Origin of the sequence: Streptomyces sp. CMB-StM0423 (assembly GCF_002847285.1) — a bacterium.
GTDB lineage: Bacteria > Actinomycetota > Actinomycetes > Streptomycetales > Streptomycetaceae > Streptomyces.
On record NZ_CP025407.1, the window covers coordinates 6377423 to 6394118 of the forward strand.

General features: G+C 71.7%; 14 protein-coding genes and 1 riboswitch. Of the genes, 10 read left to right on the forward strand and 4 right to left on the reverse strand.

Annotated features, from left to right (window positions below; translation table 11 throughout):
- Window positions 1-18: 18 nt before the first annotated feature.
- A complete protein-coding gene (locus CXR04_RS27715) occupies window positions 19-1404 on the reverse strand; it encodes a cysteine desulfurase/sulfurtransferase TusA family protein (RefSeq protein WP_101424960.1) in 1386 nt (461 codons plus the stop codon).
- A gap of 249 nt (window positions 1405-1653) precedes the next feature.
- On the opposite strand from CXR04_RS27715, the gene ctaC reads away from it, so the two are divergent.
- The 4 genes from ctaC to CXR04_RS27735 all read left to right on the forward strand — a co-directional run bounded on the left by ctaC (window position 1654) and on the right by CXR04_RS27735 (window position 6163).
- The gene (gene ctaC, locus CXR04_RS27720; protein ID WP_101424961.1) at window positions 1654-2652 is read left to right on the forward strand and encodes an aa3-type cytochrome oxidase subunit II; all 999 of its coding nucleotides are present in this window, start codon (window positions 1654-1656) and stop codon (window positions 2650-2652) included.
- The gene (ctaD, locus tag CXR04_RS27725) at window positions 2649-4400 is read left to right on the forward strand and encodes an aa3-type cytochrome oxidase subunit I (protein ID WP_101424962.1); all 1752 of its coding nucleotides are present in this window, start codon (window positions 2649-2651) and stop codon (window positions 4398-4400) included. The genes ctaC and ctaD overlap by 4 nt, the downstream gene beginning before the upstream one ends.
- Complete coding sequence (locus tag CXR04_RS27730) at window positions 4397-4795, forward strand: cytochrome c oxidase subunit 4 (protein ID WP_101424963.1); 399 nt, start codon at window positions 4397-4399, stop codon at window positions 4793-4795. The genes ctaD and CXR04_RS27730 overlap by 4 nt, the downstream gene beginning before the upstream one ends.
- Window positions 4796-4909: 114 nt before the next feature.
- A complete protein-coding gene (locus CXR04_RS27735) occupies window positions 4910-6163 on the forward strand; it encodes a L,D-transpeptidase (protein WP_101426641.1) in 1254 nt (417 codons plus the stop codon).
- Window positions 6164-6224: 61 nt separating this feature from the next.
- On the opposite strand, the gene CXR04_RS27740 is transcribed toward CXR04_RS27735, so the two are convergent.
- On the reverse strand, window positions 6225-6638 hold the full coding sequence (locus CXR04_RS27740; RefSeq protein ID WP_101424964.1) for a hypothetical protein: 414 nt from the start codon (window positions 6636-6638) through the stop codon (window positions 6225-6227).
- 146 nt (window positions 6639-6784) lie between these two features.
- Between CXR04_RS27740 and ctaE the strand changes: the two genes are divergently transcribed.
- The 6 genes from ctaE to CXR04_RS27770 all read left to right on the forward strand — a co-directional run bounded on the left by ctaE (window position 6785) and on the right by CXR04_RS27770 (window position 13978).
- Complete coding sequence (gene ctaE / locus CXR04_RS27745) at window positions 6785-7408, forward strand: aa3-type cytochrome oxidase subunit III (protein WP_101424965.1); 624 nt, start codon at window positions 6785-6787, stop codon at window positions 7406-7408.
- A gap of 63 nt (window positions 7409-7471) precedes the next feature.
- Window positions 7472-8284, forward strand: coding sequence for a cytochrome bc1 complex diheme cytochrome c subunit (gene qcrC / locus CXR04_RS27750; RefSeq protein ID WP_101424966.1), 813 nt, complete (start codon window positions 7472-7474; stop codon window positions 8282-8284).
- Window positions 8281-9354 (forward strand): cytochrome bc1 complex Rieske iron-sulfur subunit, encoded by a 1074-nt coding sequence (qcrA, locus tag CXR04_RS27755; RefSeq protein ID WP_101424967.1) that lies wholly within the window; start codon window positions 8281-8283, stop codon window positions 9352-9354. Before qcrC ends, qcrA begins: the two co-directional genes overlap by 4 nt.
- Window positions 9351-10985 (forward strand): cytochrome bc1 complex cytochrome b subunit, encoded by a 1635-nt coding sequence (qcrB, locus tag CXR04_RS27760; RefSeq protein WP_101424968.1) that lies wholly within the window; start codon window positions 9351-9353, stop codon window positions 10983-10985. The genes qcrA and qcrB overlap by 4 nt, the downstream gene beginning before the upstream one ends.
- Window positions 10986-11111: 126 nt before the next feature.
- Window positions 11112-12179: an anthranilate phosphoribosyltransferase gene (gene trpD / locus CXR04_RS27765; RefSeq protein WP_101424969.1), complete on the forward strand. Its 1068-nt coding sequence runs from the start codon at window positions 11112-11114 to the stop codon at window positions 12177-12179.
- A 112-nt stretch (window positions 12180-12291) separates the two neighbouring features.
- Window positions 12292-12409: riboswitch (SAM riboswitch) on the forward strand.
- A gap of 192 nt (window positions 12410-12601) precedes the next feature.
- Window positions 12602-13978: an aminotransferase class V-fold PLP-dependent enzyme gene (locus CXR04_RS27770; protein ID WP_101424970.1), complete on the forward strand. Its 1377-nt coding sequence runs from the start codon at window positions 12602-12604 to the stop codon at window positions 13976-13978.
- A gap of 19 nt (window positions 13979-13997) precedes the next feature.
- Here the strand turns inward: CXR04_RS27770 and CXR04_RS27775 are convergent, their stop codons facing one another.
- Window positions 13998-15182, reverse strand: coding sequence for a glycerate kinase family protein (locus CXR04_RS27775; RefSeq protein WP_101424971.1), 1185 nt, complete (start codon window positions 15180-15182; stop codon window positions 13998-14000).
- A 56-nt stretch (window positions 15183-15238) separates the two neighbouring features.
- Window positions 15239-16663 (reverse strand): SLC13 family permease, encoded by a 1425-nt coding sequence (locus CXR04_RS27780; RefSeq protein WP_101424972.1) that lies wholly within the window; start codon window positions 16661-16663, stop codon window positions 15239-15241.
- Window positions 16664-16696: the final 33 nt, after the last annotated feature.

Below are 16696 nucleotides of genomic sequence, written 5' to 3' on the forward strand. Positions count from 1 at the left end.
GTACGGACCGGCCGCCGCTCAGCTCCTGCGCCGCACCCGGTAGCCCGTGCCCCCGCCCGCCGCCGGCTCCTCGCCGGCGTACTCCTGCCCGCGCATCTCGCACCACGCCGGGATGTCCAGCCGCGCCGCCTCGTCGTCCGACAGCACCAGCACCGTGCCGCCCACCGGCACTCGGTCGAAGACCTTCGCCAGCTCTATGACGGGGATGGGGCAGCGCCGCCCGCGGGCGTCGACCACCAGCTCCCCGCCCGGCGTCTCCTCCGCCGCACCGCTCACGGGCGCGCCCAGCTCCGCCCGCACTCCGGCGACCGCGTCCTGCAGTGCCCGCAGGAAGCCCTCCACGTCCTCCACCGACGTTCCCTGCGGCAGCGACACGCGTACGTTGCCCTCCGACAACACGCCCATCGCCCTGAGCACATGGCTCGGCGTCAGCGTGCTCGACGTGCACGAAGACCCGGACGAGACCGAGAACCCCGCCCGGTCCAGCGCGTGCAGCAGCGCCTCCCCGTCCACGTACAGACAGGAGAAGGTCACCAGATGCGGCAGTCGGCGCTCCGGATCGCCGACCACCTCCACGTCCGCGACCGTCTCCGGCACCCGCGCGCGGATCCGGTCCACCAGCGCCCGCAGCCTCGCGTCCTCGGCCTCCGCCTCCCCGCGTACGGCGCGCAGCGACGCGGCGGTCGCGACGATCGCCGGGATGTTCTCGAAGCCGGGCACGCGGCCCGACTCCCGCTCGTCCGCCGGGCCCGCGGGCGCGAAGCGCGTCCCCTTGCGCACCGCGAGCAGCCCCACGCCGGGCGGGCCGCCCCACTTGTGCGCGCTGGCCGCCAGCAGCGACCACGGCCCGGCGGTACGTCCCCAGCCCAGCGACTGCGCCGCGTCCACCAGCAGCGGCACCCCGGCGGCCCGGCACTCCTCGGCCGCCTCGGCGACCGGCTGCTCGGTGCCCACCTCGTGGTTGGCCGACTGCAGACAGGCCAGCGCGGTATCGGCGCGCAGCACCTCGGCGTACGCCCCGGGCGCCACCCGCCCGCCGCGGTCCACCGGCACGTACGTCACGTCCCCGCCCGCCGCCTGGTGGCCCTCCGCCGCGTGCAGGACCGCGGAGTGCTCGACCGACGAGACGACGAGGTGCCGCCCGGTGCGGCGGCGGCCCGCCAGGGCCCCGGCGATGCCGTCGTGCACCGCGCGCGTACCCGAGGACGTGAACACCAGCTCGTCCGGGCGGCAGCCGACGAGGTCCGCGGTGGTCTCGCGCGCGGCGTCCAGCAGCCGCCGCGCCCGGCGGCCCTCCCGGTACAGCCGGGCCGGATCGGCCCAGCCCTCGTCGAGCGCGGCGAGCAGGGCCTGCCGGGCGATCGGGTGAAGGGGCGCGGACGACGCGGCGTCGAAGTACGGCACGCGACCACGCTAACCCCTGGTCCGCGCGGCCGGGCCCGCGACGCCTGGGCCCGGAACGGGCCCCGACGGGGGACCCGCCGGACCGAGTTGACGGCCGCCGCCACCCCATCGGAGTGCCCCCGGCGCGCCAGGGCACCCTCCCCGAGCGACCCCAAATGGCGTCCAGTAGGGTTTGGTCCGCGTAAACATCCAAACCTGCTGCCCGCGCGCCCGAAGGGACCGTGGGCGAGACTCTCGGGAAGGCGCTACGTGAGTCACAACGGCTCCGACCTCCCCCGCGGCCGCACGGCGGCCGCGGGAGGTACCCGCTCGCCGCGGCGCACGATGCGGCGAAGGCTGCCGCAGGCGCTGGCCGCGGGCCTGGTCCTGGTCACCCTCTCCGGCTGCACCTATAAGGACTTCCCCCGCCTGGGCATGCCGACGCCGGCCACCGAGGAGGCGCCGCGGATCCTCTCCCTGTGGCAGGGATCCTGGGCGGCCGCCCTGGCCGTCGGGGTCCTCGTGTGGGGCCTGATCCTGTGGAGCGTCATCTTCCACCGCCGCTCCAGGACCAAGATCGAGGTCCCGGCCCAGGTCCGGTACAACCTGCCCATCGAGGCGCTGTACACGGTCGTCCCGCTGATCGTCGTGGCGGTGTTCTTCTACTTCACCGCGCGCGACGAGAGCAAGCTGCTGGAGACCTCGGAGAAGCCGGACCACGTGATCAACGTGGTGGGCTACCAGTGGAGCTGGGGCTTCAACTACCTGGAGAACCTGGACGGCGACGCCGCCACGCCGGCGAAGCGGCCCAAGGAGCTCGACGCCATCCCCGACCGGGACTTCAAGGCCGTGCCGAAGGGCGCCGAGGGCGTCTACGACTACGGCGTGCCCGCCAGCGAGAACGAGCAGACCGGCAACCCGGGCCCCACGCTGGTCCTCCCCAAGGGTGAGACGGTCCAGTTCGTGCTGACCTCCCGGGACGTCATCCACTCCTTCTGGGTGGTGCCGTTCCTCATGAAGCAGGACGTCATCCCCGGCCACACCAACGTCTTCGAGGTGACCCCCAACAAGGAGGGCACCTTCCTGGGCAAGTGCGCCGAGCTGTGCGGCACGGACCACTCCCGGATGCTCTTCAACGTGAAGGTGGTCTCCCCGGAGAAGTACCAGGAGCACCTGCAGAAGCTGGCCGACAAGGGTCAGACCGGGTACATCCCGGCGGGCATCCCCCAGACCGACGCCGCTAGGAATGCGGAGACCAACTACCAATGAGCATCCTCAACGAACCCCAGGGTGCGGCGGCCGCGGGCGCGGGCGAAGACGCATACGAGGACGAGGTGCCCGCGCGCCGCCGTCAGCCCGGCAACGTCGTGGTCAAGTGGCTGACGACCACCGACCACAAGACGATCGGCACGCTGTACCTGGCGACGTCGTTCTTCTTCTTCATCATCGGCGGCGTCCTGGCGCTGTTCATGCGCGCCGAGCTGGCCCGGCCGGGCACGCAGGTGATGAGCAACGAGCAGTTCAACCAGGCGTTCACGATGCACGGCACGATCATGCTGCTGATGTTCGCGACGCCGCTCTTCGCGGGCTTCGCGAACTGGATCATGCCGCTGCAGATCGGCGCGCCCGACGTGGCGTTCCCGCGGCTGAACATGTTCGCGTACTGGCTGTACCTCTTCGGGTCGCTGATCGCCGTCGCCGGCTTCATCACCCCGCAGGGCGCGGCCGACTTCGGCTGGTTCGCGTACACGCCACTCTCCGACGCGGTGCGTTCGCCGGGCGTCGGCGCCGACATGTGGATCATGGGTCTGGCGCTCTCCGGCTTCGGCACCATCCTCGGCTCGGTCAACTTCATCACGACCATCATCTGCATGCGGGCGCCCGGCCTGACGATGTTCCGCATGCCGATCTTCACCTGGAACGTGCTGCTCACCGGTGTGCTGGTGCTGCTCGCCTTCCCGGTGCTGGCCGCCGCGCTGCTCGCGCTGGAGGCGGACCGCAAGTTCGGGGCGCACATCTTCGACCCGGCGAACGGCGGTGCGCTGCTCTGGCAGCACCTCTTCTGGTTCTTCGGCCATCCAGAGGTGTACATCATCGCGCTGCCGTTCTTCGGCATCATCTCCGAGGTCATCCCGGTCTTCAGCCGCAAGCCGATGTTCGGCTACATCGGCCTGGTGGCCGCCACGATCTCCATCGCCGGCCTGTCCGTGACCGTGTGGGCGCACCACATGTACGTGACAGGAGGCGTACTCCTACCGTTCTTCGCATTCATGACAATGCTGATCGCGGTGCCAACAGGAGTGAAGTTCTTCAACTGGATCGGCACGATGTGGAAGGGATCACTGAGTTTCGAAACACCGATGCTCTGGTCCATCGGCTTCCTCGTGACGTTCGCCTTCGGCGGTCTGACCGGTGTCATCCTGGCCTCGCCGCCACTGGACTTCCACGTTTCCGACTCGTACTTCGTGGTGGCCCACTTCCACTACGTGGTCTTCGGCACTGTCGTCTTCGCGATGTTCGCGGGCTTCCACTTCTGGTGGCCCAAGTTCACCGGCAAGATGCTCGACGAGACGCTCGGGAAGATCACCTTCTGGACGCTGTTCATCGGCTTCCACGGCACGTTCCTGGTGCAGCACTGGCTGGGCGCCGAGGGCATGCCCCGGCGGTACGCGGACTACCTCGCGGCCGACGGCTTCACCGCCCTGAACACCTTCTCGACGATCAGCTCGTTCCTGCTCGGCATGTCGATGCTGCCGTTCTTCTACAACGTGTGGAAGACCGCCAAGTACGGCAAGAAGATCGAGGTCGACGACCCGTGGGGGTACGGCCGCTCGCTGGAGTGGGCCACGTCCTGCCCGCCGCCGCGGCACAACTTCACCTCGCTGCCGCGCATCCGGTCCGAATCACCGGCCTTCGACCTGCACCATCCCGAGATCGCGGCGGCCCAGGTCGGGCACGGCCACGGCGCCGGTGACAAGACGCTCGTCGGCGGCGGCAGCGAAGGGGAAGCGAAGTGAAGATCCAGGGCCACATGTTCGGCTGGCTCGCCGCCTTCGTCCTCGTCGCGGCGATCATCTACGGCTACTGGTCGAAGGAGCCGGTCGGCACCACCGCGCTGTTCCTGGCCTTCGGCCTGACCGCGATGATCGGGTACTACCTGGTCTTCACGGCCCGCCGGGTCGACACCGGGGCGCAGGACAACAAGGAGGCGGAGGTCGCCGACGACGCCGGCGAGCTGGGCTTCTTCAGCCCGCACAGTTGGCAGCCGCTGTCGCTGGCCATCGGCGGTGCGCTCGCCTTCCTCGGCATCGTCCTCAACTGGTGGCTGCTGTACTTCTCCATCCCCGTGATCCTGGTCGGCCTCTACGGCTGGGTCTTCGAGTACTACCGCGGGGCGGACCAGAACCAGTAGCGCACTACAGCACTGCTCCACCGAGGGGGCCGCGGCACGCCGAACGGGTGCCGCGGCCCCCTCATATGGCCCACACACCGCGCGTCGCGTTGAGCATCTGCCTAGCGTGTGATCATGAGTCAAACGCCCCATCGCCGCACGGCAGTCAGTTGTTCCCTGCTGCTCGCCGCCCTCGCCCCCGGCCTCGCCGCCTGCGGCGCGGGCGGCCACCCGCTAGCCCGCGAACCGGGAGAGCCCGCCGGCCGGATCACACTCGCCGGCCTCGCCGACGACAGCGGTCTCGCCGACCCCTCGGAGGACCTGGAGGTCACCGCCCAGGGGCAGGCCCGCATCACGGACGTCACGGCCGTGGACGAGAGCGGCCGCTACGTACGCGGCCGGCTGTCCGCCGACGGCCACACCTGGCGCAGCACCGTGCCGCTGGCCGCCAGGTCCCGGTACAGCGTCGAGGTGAGTACCGAGAACGACGACGGCGCACCCGGCCGCAAGCGGCTGACGTACCGCACCTCGAAGGTCAAGACGAAGAGGCCGATGAAGGTCGCGCTGGGCCCCGAGAAGGGCACGTACGGCGTCGGCCAGCCGCTGACGGTCAAGCTGAACCGGGCCGTGAAGACCCAGGCCGAGCGGGCCGTCGTCGAGCGCGGGCTGAAGGTCAGCTCGACGCCCGTGGCCGAGGGCGCCTGGTACTGGGTCGGCAACAAGGAACTCCACTACCGCCCCAAGGAGTACTGGCCCGCGGGCGCCCGGGTCCGGCTGGAGAGCCGGCTGGAGGGCGTCAAGGTGCGCGAGGGCGTCTACGCGAGCGCCGCGAAACCCCTCGAACTGAAGATCGGCGACCGCCTTGAGGCGGTCACCGACGCCTCCTCGCACGAGATGACCGTGTACCGCAACGGAGAAGAGATCAACACCATCCCGGTCACCACCGGCAAGGCGGGCTTCGAGACCCGCAACGGCAAGAAGGTGGTGCTGGAGAAGCAGTCGAGCGTCCGGATGACCGGCGCCAGCATCGGCGTCGGCGGCACCGGGGAGGACTACGACCTCCAGGTGTCCTGGGCGACCCGCGTCACCTGGAGCGGCGAGTACGTGCACGCCGCCCCGTGGTCCGTGGGCTCGCAGGGCGCCGCCAACGTCAGCCACGGCTGCACCGGGATGAGCACAGACGACGCCGCCTGGTTCTTCAAGACCGTACGGCCGGGCGACATCGTGGAGGTCGTCAACAGCTACGGCGAGGACATGGCCCCGTTCGGCAACGGCTTCGGGGACTGGAACCTCTCCTGGACCAAGTGGCAGGAGGGCAGCGCCCTGACGCCCGGCGTACGCGACGGCGGCGGCCCCTCCGAGGCGAGCCGGCTGCGGCCCGGGGTCTGAGCGGCCCGCCGAGCCCTACGGCCCGGCGGGGGAGCGCCGGGTCCGCCGGCGCCGGCCGCCCTCAGGCGCGTACGGCCGGCCGCAGCCGCAGCACTTCCGCCAGACCGTCCGCGAGCGCCGCCGGGTCGACCGGGTGCGCCACGGTGGCCTCCGCCCGGCTCCAGGTCGCCAGCCAGGCGTCCTGCGGGCGGCCGATGATCAGCAGGACGGGCGGGCACTGGAAGATCTCGTCCTTGATCTGCCGGCACACGCCCATGCCGCCGGCGGGCACCGCCTCGCCGTCGAGCACGCAGGCGTCGATGCCACCCCGCTCCAGCTCCGCCAGCACCGCGGGAAGCGTGGCGCACTCGACGTACTCCACCGGCGGCAAGTCCGCCGCGGGGCGGCGGCCGGCGGCGAGCCGGACCTGCTCGCGCGTGTTCGCGTCGTCGCTGTAGACCAGTACGCTGACCGGTCCTGCGGCCGTCGACTCCATGCTTCCTCCGGTGGTTCTCGGGCACCGCTCTCACCGCGGATGCTACTCCGCCCGGGGTGCGGCGGTGCAGTCCAGGGCCCCTCTGCGGTGCCTTGACACTCCGAACGGCACCCCCCGGAGTGAGGCGGAGATAAGGGACCGACATAATGTCGGACGTGGCGACAGCAACAGCAGCAGTAGAGACCGGGCACGCGCACCCGTCGGTCAACCGGCCGAACCTCACCAGCGTCGGAACCATCATCTGGCTGAGTTCCGAGCTGATGTTCTTCGCGGCCCTCTTCGCGATGTACTTCACCCTGCGTTCGGTGATGGGAGCGGACTACTGGAAGGAACAGTCCGAGGCCCTGAACGTTCCGTTCGCGCTCGGCAACACCACGATCCTGGTGCTCTCCTCCCTCACCTGCCAGCTCGGCGTGTTCGCCGCCGAGCGCGGTGACGTGAAGAAGCTGCGCATGTGGTTCACGGTGACCTTCATCATGGGTTCCGTCTTCATCGCCGGGCAGGTCACCGAGTACGTGGAGCTGGTGAAGCACGAGGGCATCTCGCTCTCCTCCGGCCCGTACGGCTCCGTGTTCTATCTGACAACCGGCTTCCACGGCCTGCACGTGACGGGCGGCCTGATCGCCTTCCTGCTGGTCCTGGGACGCACCTACGCGGCCAGACGGTTCACGCACCAGCAGGCGACCGCCGCGATCGTGGTGTCCTACTACTGGCACTTCGTCGACGTGGTCTGGATCGGCCTCTTCGCCACGATCTACTTGATCAAGTAACCGGCCGGGGAGCCGGCACCGAGAAGCACACCGACGCTGAAGATCCTGATACCGGGGTAATCCGTGAAAAAGCTCTCCGCACGACGGCGCCATCCGCTGGCGGCGCTCGTCGTCCTACTCATCGCGCTGGCGGCCACCGGGGGGCTGTACGCCACATTCGCGCCCACCGGTAAGGCGCAGGCCGACGAGACCAGCGCACAGTCCCTCGCCGTCGAAGAGGGACAGAAGCTCTACCGGGTCGGCTGCGCGAGCTGCCACGGCACCGGCGGGCAGGGCTCCAGCGACGGCCCCAGCCTCGTGGGCGTCGGCGCGGCTGCGGTGGACTTCCAGGTCTCCACGGGCCGGATGCCCCTGCAGCAGCAGGGCGCCCAGGCGCCGAAGAAGCCGAGCATCTACACCCAGAAGGAGATCGACCAGCTCGCCGCGTACGTCGCCTCCCTGGGCCCGGGCCCTGCGGTCCCCGAGGAGAGCCAGTACGACCCGGCGGGCGGCGACGTCGCCCGCGGCGGTGACCTGTTCCGTACCAACTGCGCGCAGTGCCACAACTTCACCGGCAAGGGCGGCGCCCTGACGGACGGCAAGTACGCGCCGAACATCGACGGCGTCGATCCGAAGCACATGTACGAGGCGATGCAGACGGGGCCGCAGAACATGCCGTCCTTCCCCGACAGGCTGCTGACCACCTCGGACAAGCAGGACATCATCGCCTACCTCGACGAGGTCGGCGGCGACGAGGCCGAGTCGCCCGGTGGCTTCAGCCTCGGCGGCCTCGGCCCCGTGAGCGAGGGTCTCTTCGCCTGGGTCTTCGGGCTCGGCTCCCTCGTCATCCTGACGATCTGGATCACCGCCCGCTCTGCAAAGGCCAAGAAGTCATGAGTAGCCAGGCTGGCTCCGAGAACGAGAACAACGGCGAGCACCTGCCGACCGTCCGGGAGGGCGAGGAGAGCGGGGGCGTCGCGGTCGAGGAGCGCGACCCGTTCGCCAACCCCGGCCTGCCGCCGCACGAGCCGCGCAAGCAGGACATCGACGAGCGGGCCGCCAAGCGCTCCGAGCGCACCGTCTCGCTGCTGTTCACGGTGTCGATGCTGGCGACCGTCGGCTTCATCGCCTCGTTCGTCGCGATCGACGTCGACAAGATCGTCTACATCTTCCCGCTCGGCCACATCAGCGCGCTGAACTTCGCGCTCGGCGTCACCCTGGGCCTCGCGCTGTTCTGCATCGGCGCCGGCGCCATCCACTGGTCCCGCACGCTGATGTCGGACGTGGAGGTCATCCAGGAGCGGCACCAGATCGCGTCCTCGGAAGAGACCAAGGCCATCACCAAGGCCCAGTGGCGCCAGGGCACCGAGGAATCGGCGATCGGCAGCCGCAAGATCATCCGCCGCACCATGCTCGGCGCGCTCACGCTGGTGCCGCTCGCCGGCGTCGTGCTGCTGCGCGACCTCGGCCCGCTGCCGGGCACCAAGCTGCGCCACACCCTGTGGGGCAAGGGCAAGCTGCTCATCAACATGAACACCGACGAGCCGCTGCGCCCGGAGGACATCACCGTCGGTTCGCTCTCCTTCGCCAAGCCCGAGGGGCTGAAGGAAGGCGACCACAACTTCAACACCGAGATCGCCAAGGCGGCCCTGATGCTCGTCCGGATCCACCCGGGCGACATCAAGGACCCGAAGTCGGCGGACTGGGGCCACGAGGGCATCCTGGCCTACTCCAAGATCTGCACGCACGTCGGCTGTCCCGTCAGCCTGTACGAGCAGCAGACGCACCACGTGCTGTGCCCGTGCCACCAGTCCACGTTCGACCTGTCCGACGGCGCGCGCGTGCTCTTCGGCCCGGCGGGTCACCCCCTGCCGCAGCTTAGGATCACGGTCAATGACGAGGGCTACCTGTACGCGCTCGGCGACTTCGACGAGCCGGTAGGCCCCAGCTTCTGGGAGCGCGGATGAGCACCACCACGACAGATACACGCCGCAAACCACCCGGCAGAGGCGAGCGGGTCGCGGACTGGGCTGACGCCCGCCTGGGCCTGCATGCGGCCGGCCGCAAGAACATCCGCAAGGTGTTCCCCGACCACTGGTCCTTCCTGCTCGGGGAAGTGGCCATGTACACCTTCCTGATCGTGCTGCTGACCGGTGTGTACCTGACGCTGTTCTTCAAGCCCAGCATGGCGGAGATCACCTACCACGGCTCGTACGCGCCGATGAACGGCGTGCACATGACCGAGGCGTACGCCTCCACGCTGGACATCAGCTTCGACGTCCGCGGCGGGCTGCTCATGCGGCAGATCCACCACTGGTCCGCGCTGATCTTCATCGCCGCCATGGCGACGCACATGATGCGCGTCTTCTTCACCGGCGCGTTCCGCAAGCCGCGCGAGGTCAACTGGCTCTTCGGCTTCACGCTGCTGGTCCTCGGCTGCATCGCCGGCTTCACCGGCTACTCGCTGCCCGACGACCTGCTCTCCGGCACCGGCGTCCGCTTCATGGAGGGCGCGACGCTGGCCACCCCGGTGATCGGCACCTACCTGGCGTTCTTCCTGTGGGGCGGTGAGTTCCCAGGGACGGACATCATCCCGAGATTCTTCGCCATCCATGTGCTCCTGGTGCCGGGCATCATGCTGGGGCTCTTCGTGCTCCACCTGATCCTGGTCTTCTACCACAAGCACACCCAGTTCGCGGGCTCCGGGAAGACCAACGACAACGTCGTGGGCGCGCCCTTCATGCCGATCTACGTCGCGAAGGCGGGCGGGTTCTTCTTCCTCGTCTTCGGCGTGGTCGCGGTGATCGCGGGGATGTTCACCATCAACCCGGTCTGGGATCTGGGACCGTACAGACCTGATCTGGTCTCCACCGGAGCCCAACCGGACTGGTATATGGGCTGGACCGAGGGTCTGATCCGGTTCATGCCCGGCTGGGAATGGAACATCCCCGGCGGCTACACGATCAACTTCGGGGTGTTCATCCCGCTGATGATCGTGGGCCTCGTCCCGATCGCGATGGTCGCCTACCCGTTCTTCGAGACCTGGGTCACCGGCGACCACCGCGAGCACCACACCCTGGACCGCCCGCGCAACGTGCCGACCCGCACCGCCTTCGGGGTGGCCTGGCTGACCTGGGTCTTCGTGCTGCTGATGGCCGGTGGCAACGACCTGTGGGCGACGCACTTCCACCTCTCGATCGAGTCGATCACGTGGTTCGTGCGGGTCTCCTTCTTCGCCGCCCCGGTGCTGGCCTTCTGGATCACCCGGCGCATCTGCCTCGGGCTGCAGCGGCGGGACCGCGAGAAGGTTCTGCACGGCCGGGAGACGGGCATCATCAAGCGGCTGCCGCACGGCGAGTTCATCGAGGTGCACGAGTCGCTGTCGCAGGACGAGATGCACAAACTCACCGCGCACGACCAGCACGCGCCGCTGGAGCTCGGCCCGACGGTCGACGACAACGGCGTGGTGCGCAAGCAGGGCCCGGTGGAGAAGCTGCGGGCCAGGCTGTCGCAGGGCTACTACGGCGAGTCCGGTCAGATCGCGAAGCCGACCAGGCGCGAGTACGAGGAGATCACCAGCGGTCACGGGCACCACTAGGGCCTGTCCGCCGCCGGGCGATCACCGCCGGGGCCCCCGTCCAGCAGTTGGACGGGGGCCCTTCGGCGTACTCTGCGGTCGATAGGCTGACGCCCGACAACTGAGACGACCCCGGGACGGTGTGCCATGAGCGTGCAGACGGCAGCAGGAGGCGACAGCACGGCGGCGCGTTCCTGGCCGGATGTCATCAGCGCGCTGATCGCCGGGCAGGACCTGGGCGCCGAGGACACCGCCTGGGCCATGGACCAGATCATGTCGGGCACCGCGAGCAACGCGCAGATCGCCGGGTTCGCGGTCGCCCTGCGCGCCAAGGGCGAGACGGTCGCGGAGATCTCCGGGCTCGTGCGCACGATGTACGCGCACGCCAACACCATCGCCGTCCCGGGGCCGACCGTGGACGTCGTCGGCACCGGCGGCGACCGGGCCCGTACGGTCAACATCTCCACCATGTCCGCGATGGTCGTCGCCGGGACCGGCGCCAAGGTCGTCAAGCACGGCAACCGGGCCGCGTCCTCCGCCTCCGGCGCCTCCGACGTGCTGGAGAAGCTGGGGGTCAACCTCGACCTGGCGCCCGAGCGGGTCGCCGAGGTCGCGGAGGAGGCGGGCATCACGTTCTGCTTCGCGGTCAAGTTCCACCCCGCGATGCGGCATGTCGCGCAGACCCGCAAGGAGCTGGGGGTCAGCACCCCGTTCAACTTCCTCGGCCCGCTCACCAACCCGGCCAGGGTCGGCGCGCAGGCCACCGGCGTCGCGGACGCCCGGATGGCGCCGATCATGGCCGGGGTGCTGGCCGAGCGCGGCACCTCGGCGCTCGTCTTCCGCGGCGACGACGGGCTGGACGAGCTGACGACGACGGCCACCTCCCAGGTGTGGACCGTGCGCGGCGGCGCGGTGCGGCAGGAGCGCTTCGACCCCCGGGACGTCGGCATCGAGCTGGTGCCGGTGGAGGCGCTGCGGGGCGCGGACGCCTCGTACAACGCCGATGTCGCCCGCCGGCTGCTGGCCGGCGAGACCGGCCCGGTGCGCGACGCGGTGCTGCTGAACGCGGCGGCGGCGCTCACCGCCCTGGACACCGACGCGGACGGCCCGCTGCCCGACCGGATCGCGGCGGGCATCGTACGGGCCGCGGAGTCGATCGACTCGGGCTCCGCGCTGCGGGCGCTGGAGCGCTGGGTCGCGGCCAGCAACCGCTGAGGCGGGGCGGGGGTTTCCCGGTACGGGCGGCCCCTGCCGAAATCCGGAGGGTTGCGGACAGTCCGGGCAACCGGGTTGCGCCGCGGCTCTCCGGTGCGCATACTCCTGACCAGGTCACGAGCGACAGCGATCAAGGCCCCGGCCCGCTGTCCGGCAACCCTCCGTCCGTGGCGGGGTGCCCCGGGTGATGACCGGGCCGCAGGCAGCGAGGTCTGCGGCAAGCGCGGACCCCTCGCGAATCCAGGGGTCCTGGTCGGCCGAGGGAGTACCGCCGTGAGCAAGCGAATGCGCTAGGGGCCTTCAGCCCCTCGCCGCCGCGCGCGTCTATCCGCAGGGTCTCCGCCGAGCGTCGCGCGCGTCCTTTCCGGGCCGTACGGGCCCGTCACCCCGCACATCTCGACGCCTGCTCACGGGAGTTCCGCATGTCCGCGTCCACGCTCACCCCCGCCTGTCTGCCCGTCCTCGGCCGGGATGTCCGCGCCCCGCTCGTCACCGGCAGCGACGCCGAGTACGCCGCCCTGGACTACGCCGCCAGCGCCCCGGCGCTCCAGCGCGTCTGGGACGACGTCGCCGCCTACGCGCCGTACTACGGCAGCGTGCACCGCGGCGCCGGGTACCTCTCCCAACTCTCCACCGAACTCTTCGAGTCCAGCCGTGCGACGGTCGCCGGGTTCCTCGGCTGCCGCCCCGACGACCAGGTCGTCTTCACCCGCTCCACCACCGACTCGCTCAACCTGCTGGCGACCGCGCTGCCGCCGGGCACCGAGGTCTACGTCTTCGAGACCGAGCACCACGCCGCCCTGCTGCCCTGGCAGCACGACGGGTCCGCGGCCGGCCGGGTCACCGTGCTCGCCGCGCCCGGCAGCCCCGAGCAGGCCGTGGCGGCGCTGGACTCGGCGCTCGCCGCGCGGGTCGGCGACGGCCCCGCGCTGGTGTGCGTGACGGGCGCCTCGAACGTCACCGGCGAGCTGTGGCCCGTACGGGAGCTGACCGCGGCGGCGCACCGGCACGGGGCGCGGCTGGTCCTGGACGCGGCGCAGTTGGCGCCGCACCACCCGGTGGACGTGGCCGAGCTGGGCGTGGACTGGGTGGCCTTCTCCGGGCACAAGCTGTACGCGCCCTTCGGCGCCGGCGTCCTCGCCGGGCGGGCGGACTGGCTCCAGGCCGCGCCGCCGTACCTCGCGGGCGGCGGCGCCAGCCGGCGGGTGCTGCGCGCGGTGGACGGGGGAGTGGACGTCGAGTGGCAGACGACGGCGGCGCGGCACGAGGCGGGGTCGCCGAACGTCATCGGCGCGTACGCGATCGCGTCGGCGTGCAAGGCGCTGACGGAGGCCGGGTTCGGCGAACTGGTCGCCCGGGAGCGGGCGCTGGTGGCGCGGGTGCTCGACGGGCTCGCGGCGCTGCCGGGGGTGCGGGTGCTGTCGCTGTTCGGCGCGGACGCGGCGCGGGTCGGGGTGATCTCGTTCGTGGTCGAAGGATGGAGCAGCTCGCATCTGGCGGCGGCGCTGTCGGCGGAGCACGGGATCGGCGTGCGCGACGGGCTGTTCTGCGCGCACCCGCTGGTGCGGGCGCTGCTCGGCGAGGCGGGGGAGTCGGCGGAGTGCGGGGGCGGCGCGGCGGACGGTGAGCGGCCGCTGAACGCGGTGCGGGTGAGCTTCGGGGCGGGCACGCCGGACGAGCACGTGGACCGGTTCCTGGCGGCGCTGGGGTCGCTGGTGCGCGACGGGGCGCGGTGGTCGTACCGCACGGTGGACGGCCGCTGCGTCCCCGCCTCCGCCGCGGCACCCGCGGTGGCCTGAGCCCGGCAGGGGCCCGCGGCTACCTCGGGTTGCCGGTCCCGGCAGGCCGCCCGGCCAGCGCGCTGCCGATCAGCACCATGCGCAGCGTCCGTTCGGCCGCGTCCGCCAGGAACTCCCGGGCGCGCAGCAGGGCTTCCGGCAGCGCCATCGGGCCGGGGATGATGGTCCCGTAGGCGTCGACGCCCGTGCCGTGGACCTCCTCCGCGCCCTCGCCGATCGTCCCGGCGAGGGCCAGGACCGGGCGGCCGTGGAGCTTGGCGCGGCGCGCCACCTCCGCGGGCACCTTGCCGCGCGGGGTCTGGTGGTCGAGGGCGCCCTCCGCGGTGATGACGAGGTCGGCGGCGGCCAGCCGGGCGTCGAGGTCGAGGTGGCCGAGGAGCACCTCGAACCGCGGCAGGAGGCGGGCGCCGACCGCCGCGAGGCCCGCGCCGAGGCCGCCGGACGCGCCGGTGCCGGCACCCAGGCGCAGGTCCGTGCCGGGGACCGGGAGGTCGCGGGTGAGGACGTCGGCCCAGCGGTCGAGGGCGGCGGCCAGCTCCTCGACCTGCTGCGGGGAGGCGCCCTTCTGCGGGCCGAAGACGCGGGCGACGCCGCGGGGGCCGCAGAGCACGTTGTACGGGTTGCAGGCCACCAGCAGCTCCGTCCCGGCGAGCCGGGGGTCGAGGCCCGCGGAGTCGATGCGCGCGAGGCGGGCGAGGGCGGCGCCGCCGGGGGCGAGGTCGCGGCCTTCTGCGTCGAGGAGCCGGGCGCCCAGGGCCGTCAGGGCCCCGGCGCCGCCGTCGGAGGTGCCGGAGTCGCCGCAGCCGACGATGATGCGGCGTACGCCCCGGTCGAGCGCGGCGCGGATCAGCTCGCCGACCCCGTACGTCGTGGTGCCGCCCGGGTCGCGCCGCGGGCGCGGCACGAGCGCGAGACCCGCGACGGCCGCCATCTCCACCACGGCCGTGGTGGAGTCGCCGAGGAGGGCGAAGTGGCTCTCCAGCCGGTCGCCGAGCGGTCCGGTGGCGGCGTACGGGACGAGCCGCCCGCGGGTCGCGGCGGCCAGCGCCTGCGCCGTACCCTCGCCGCCGTCGACGAGCGGGATCAGGTCGACGGCGGCGTCCGGCAGCACCCGGCCGACGCCTTCGGCGATGGCCTCGGCGGCGGCCTCGGCGGACAGGGACTCCTTGAAGCCGCTGGGGGCGACGACGAGGCGGTCGAGCATGAGGTCTCCTGAGGGTCGGAGCGGTGTACGGGAGTCCGCGGCCGGCGGGCGGCGGTTCAGTCGTCGAGGACGGGCACGCCGAGCAGCGGCCAGGCCGCGAGGGCGAAGAGCAGCACCAGCGCCGCCGTCAGCGGCGCCAGCACCGCGGCCGTACGCAGCAGGTCCCGCGGCGTGTACGTCGCCACACCCGGTATGCCGGAGAAGAGCGCGACGGGCTTGGCGGACGCCGGCAGCGTCTGGCAGAAGCCCGCCGCCGCGGTGGACGCCAGCGCGGCGGCCACCGGGTTGACCCCGGCGGCCAGCGCCGCGGCGATGACCAGCGGGACGAGCACGCTGGAGCGCGCGGAGCGGGACTGCAGCACGAGATGCGCCGCGGTGCTCACGGCGACCACCCCGGCGAGGAACGCCCACGCGGGCACGGAAGAGCCGCCGGGGAGCCCGGAGACCAGCCACGCGGCGGCCTCCGACTCCGACAGCGCGATGCCCATCGCCATCGTCGCCGCCATGAACAGCAGCAGCGACCACGGCACCGTGCGCAGCGCGTCCTTCAGCCGTACGGTCCCTATCGCCGGCGACGCCGCGACCACCGCGCCGATCAGCGCCACCACCGCCGGCGGCACCCGGTGCAGCGGCTCGCTGCACCACAGCACCACCACCGTGCCCAGCAGCAGCGCGCAGCGCGCCTCGGCCTGCGACAGCGGCCCGGTGACCGGCTGTTCCGTGTGCTCCTGGATCTGCTCGGCGGTCAGGTGCACCGGGCCCTTGCGGTCCGCGCGCCTCGTCATCGTCAGCAGCACCACCTCGGCGGCGAGATGGGCGCTGGCGATCGCCAGCGGCAGCCCGAGCAGCAGCCACTCGGTGAAGCCGATCTGCTCCCCGGTCGCCTCCCACAGCACCGACACCGTGATCAGGTGCGCCCCGGCGCCGATGAGGGTCGCCACCGCGGAGAGCAGGATGACGGTGGGGAAGAGCAGCGCCAGCATCACCACCAGCCGCTTCCGCTCGCCCAGCGCCCTGGCCAGGGCGAGGAACACCGGCAGCGCGAGCGCCGCCCGGCCGGAGGTGGCCGGCACGGCGAAGGCGGTGACGACGAGCGCCGCCGTCGTCAGGTGCACCAACTGCCGTACGGAGTGCGCCCCGGTGACCAGGAACACCGCCGCCCGGCCCGCGAGGCCCGTACCCGCCACCGCGGCGGCGAGCACGAACGCGCAGATCAGCAGCCACACCGTCTCGTCGCCCAGGGTGCCGAACAGCGTCTCGCTGTCCAGCACCCCGGTGACGACGAGCGCGAGGCCCGCGCCCAGCGCGATGAACGTGTCGTCGATGGGCGTGCCGATCCAGGCGCAGGTCGCCAGCGCGAACACGGCGAGGGTCAGGCGCCCGTCGGCCGTCAGCCCCGGGGCGTTGCCCGGGACGGCCAGCAGGGCGCAGATGCTGAGGGCCACGCACAACGTCGCGGTCTGGCGCAGGGAGAGGCTCACGGGAAAGAGCCTCCGCGGCGGCCGTGAGCCTCT

Bases quoted from the DNA above. Each gene is read 5' to 3' on its own strand.
- ctaD (WP_101424962.1), top strand. From the start codon at position 2,649: ATGAGCATCCTCAACGAACCCCAGGGTGCGGCGGCCGCGGGCGCGGGC.
- CXR04_RS27735 (WP_101426641.1), top strand. From the start codon at position 4,910: ATGAGTCAAACGCCCCATCGCCGCACGGCAGTCAGTTGTTCCCTGCTG.
- CXR04_RS27740 (WP_101424964.1), bottom strand. From the start codon at position 6,638: ATGGAGTCGACGGCCGCAGGACCGGTCAGCGTACTGGTCTACAGCGAC.
- ctaE (WP_101424965.1), top strand. From the start codon at position 6,785: ATGTCGGACGTGGCGACAGCAACAGCAGCAGTAGAGACCGGGCACGCG.
- qcrA (WP_101424967.1), top strand. From the start codon at position 8,281: ATGAGTAGCCAGGCTGGCTCCGAGAACGAGAACAACGGCGAGCACCTG.
- qcrB (WP_101424968.1), top strand. From the start codon at position 9,351: ATGAGCACCACCACGACAGATACACGCCGCAAACCACCCGGCAGAGGC.
- trpD (WP_101424969.1), top strand. From the start codon at position 11,112: ATGAGCGTGCAGACGGCAGCAGGAGGCGACAGCACGGCGGCGCGTTCC.
- CXR04_RS27770 (WP_101424970.1), top strand. From the start codon at position 12,602: ATGTCCGCGTCCACGCTCACCCCCGCCTGTCTGCCCGTCCTCGGCCGG.
- CXR04_RS27775 (WP_101424971.1), bottom strand. From the start codon at position 15,182: ATGCTCGACCGCCTCGTCGTCGCCCCCAGCGGCTTCAAGGAGTCCCTG.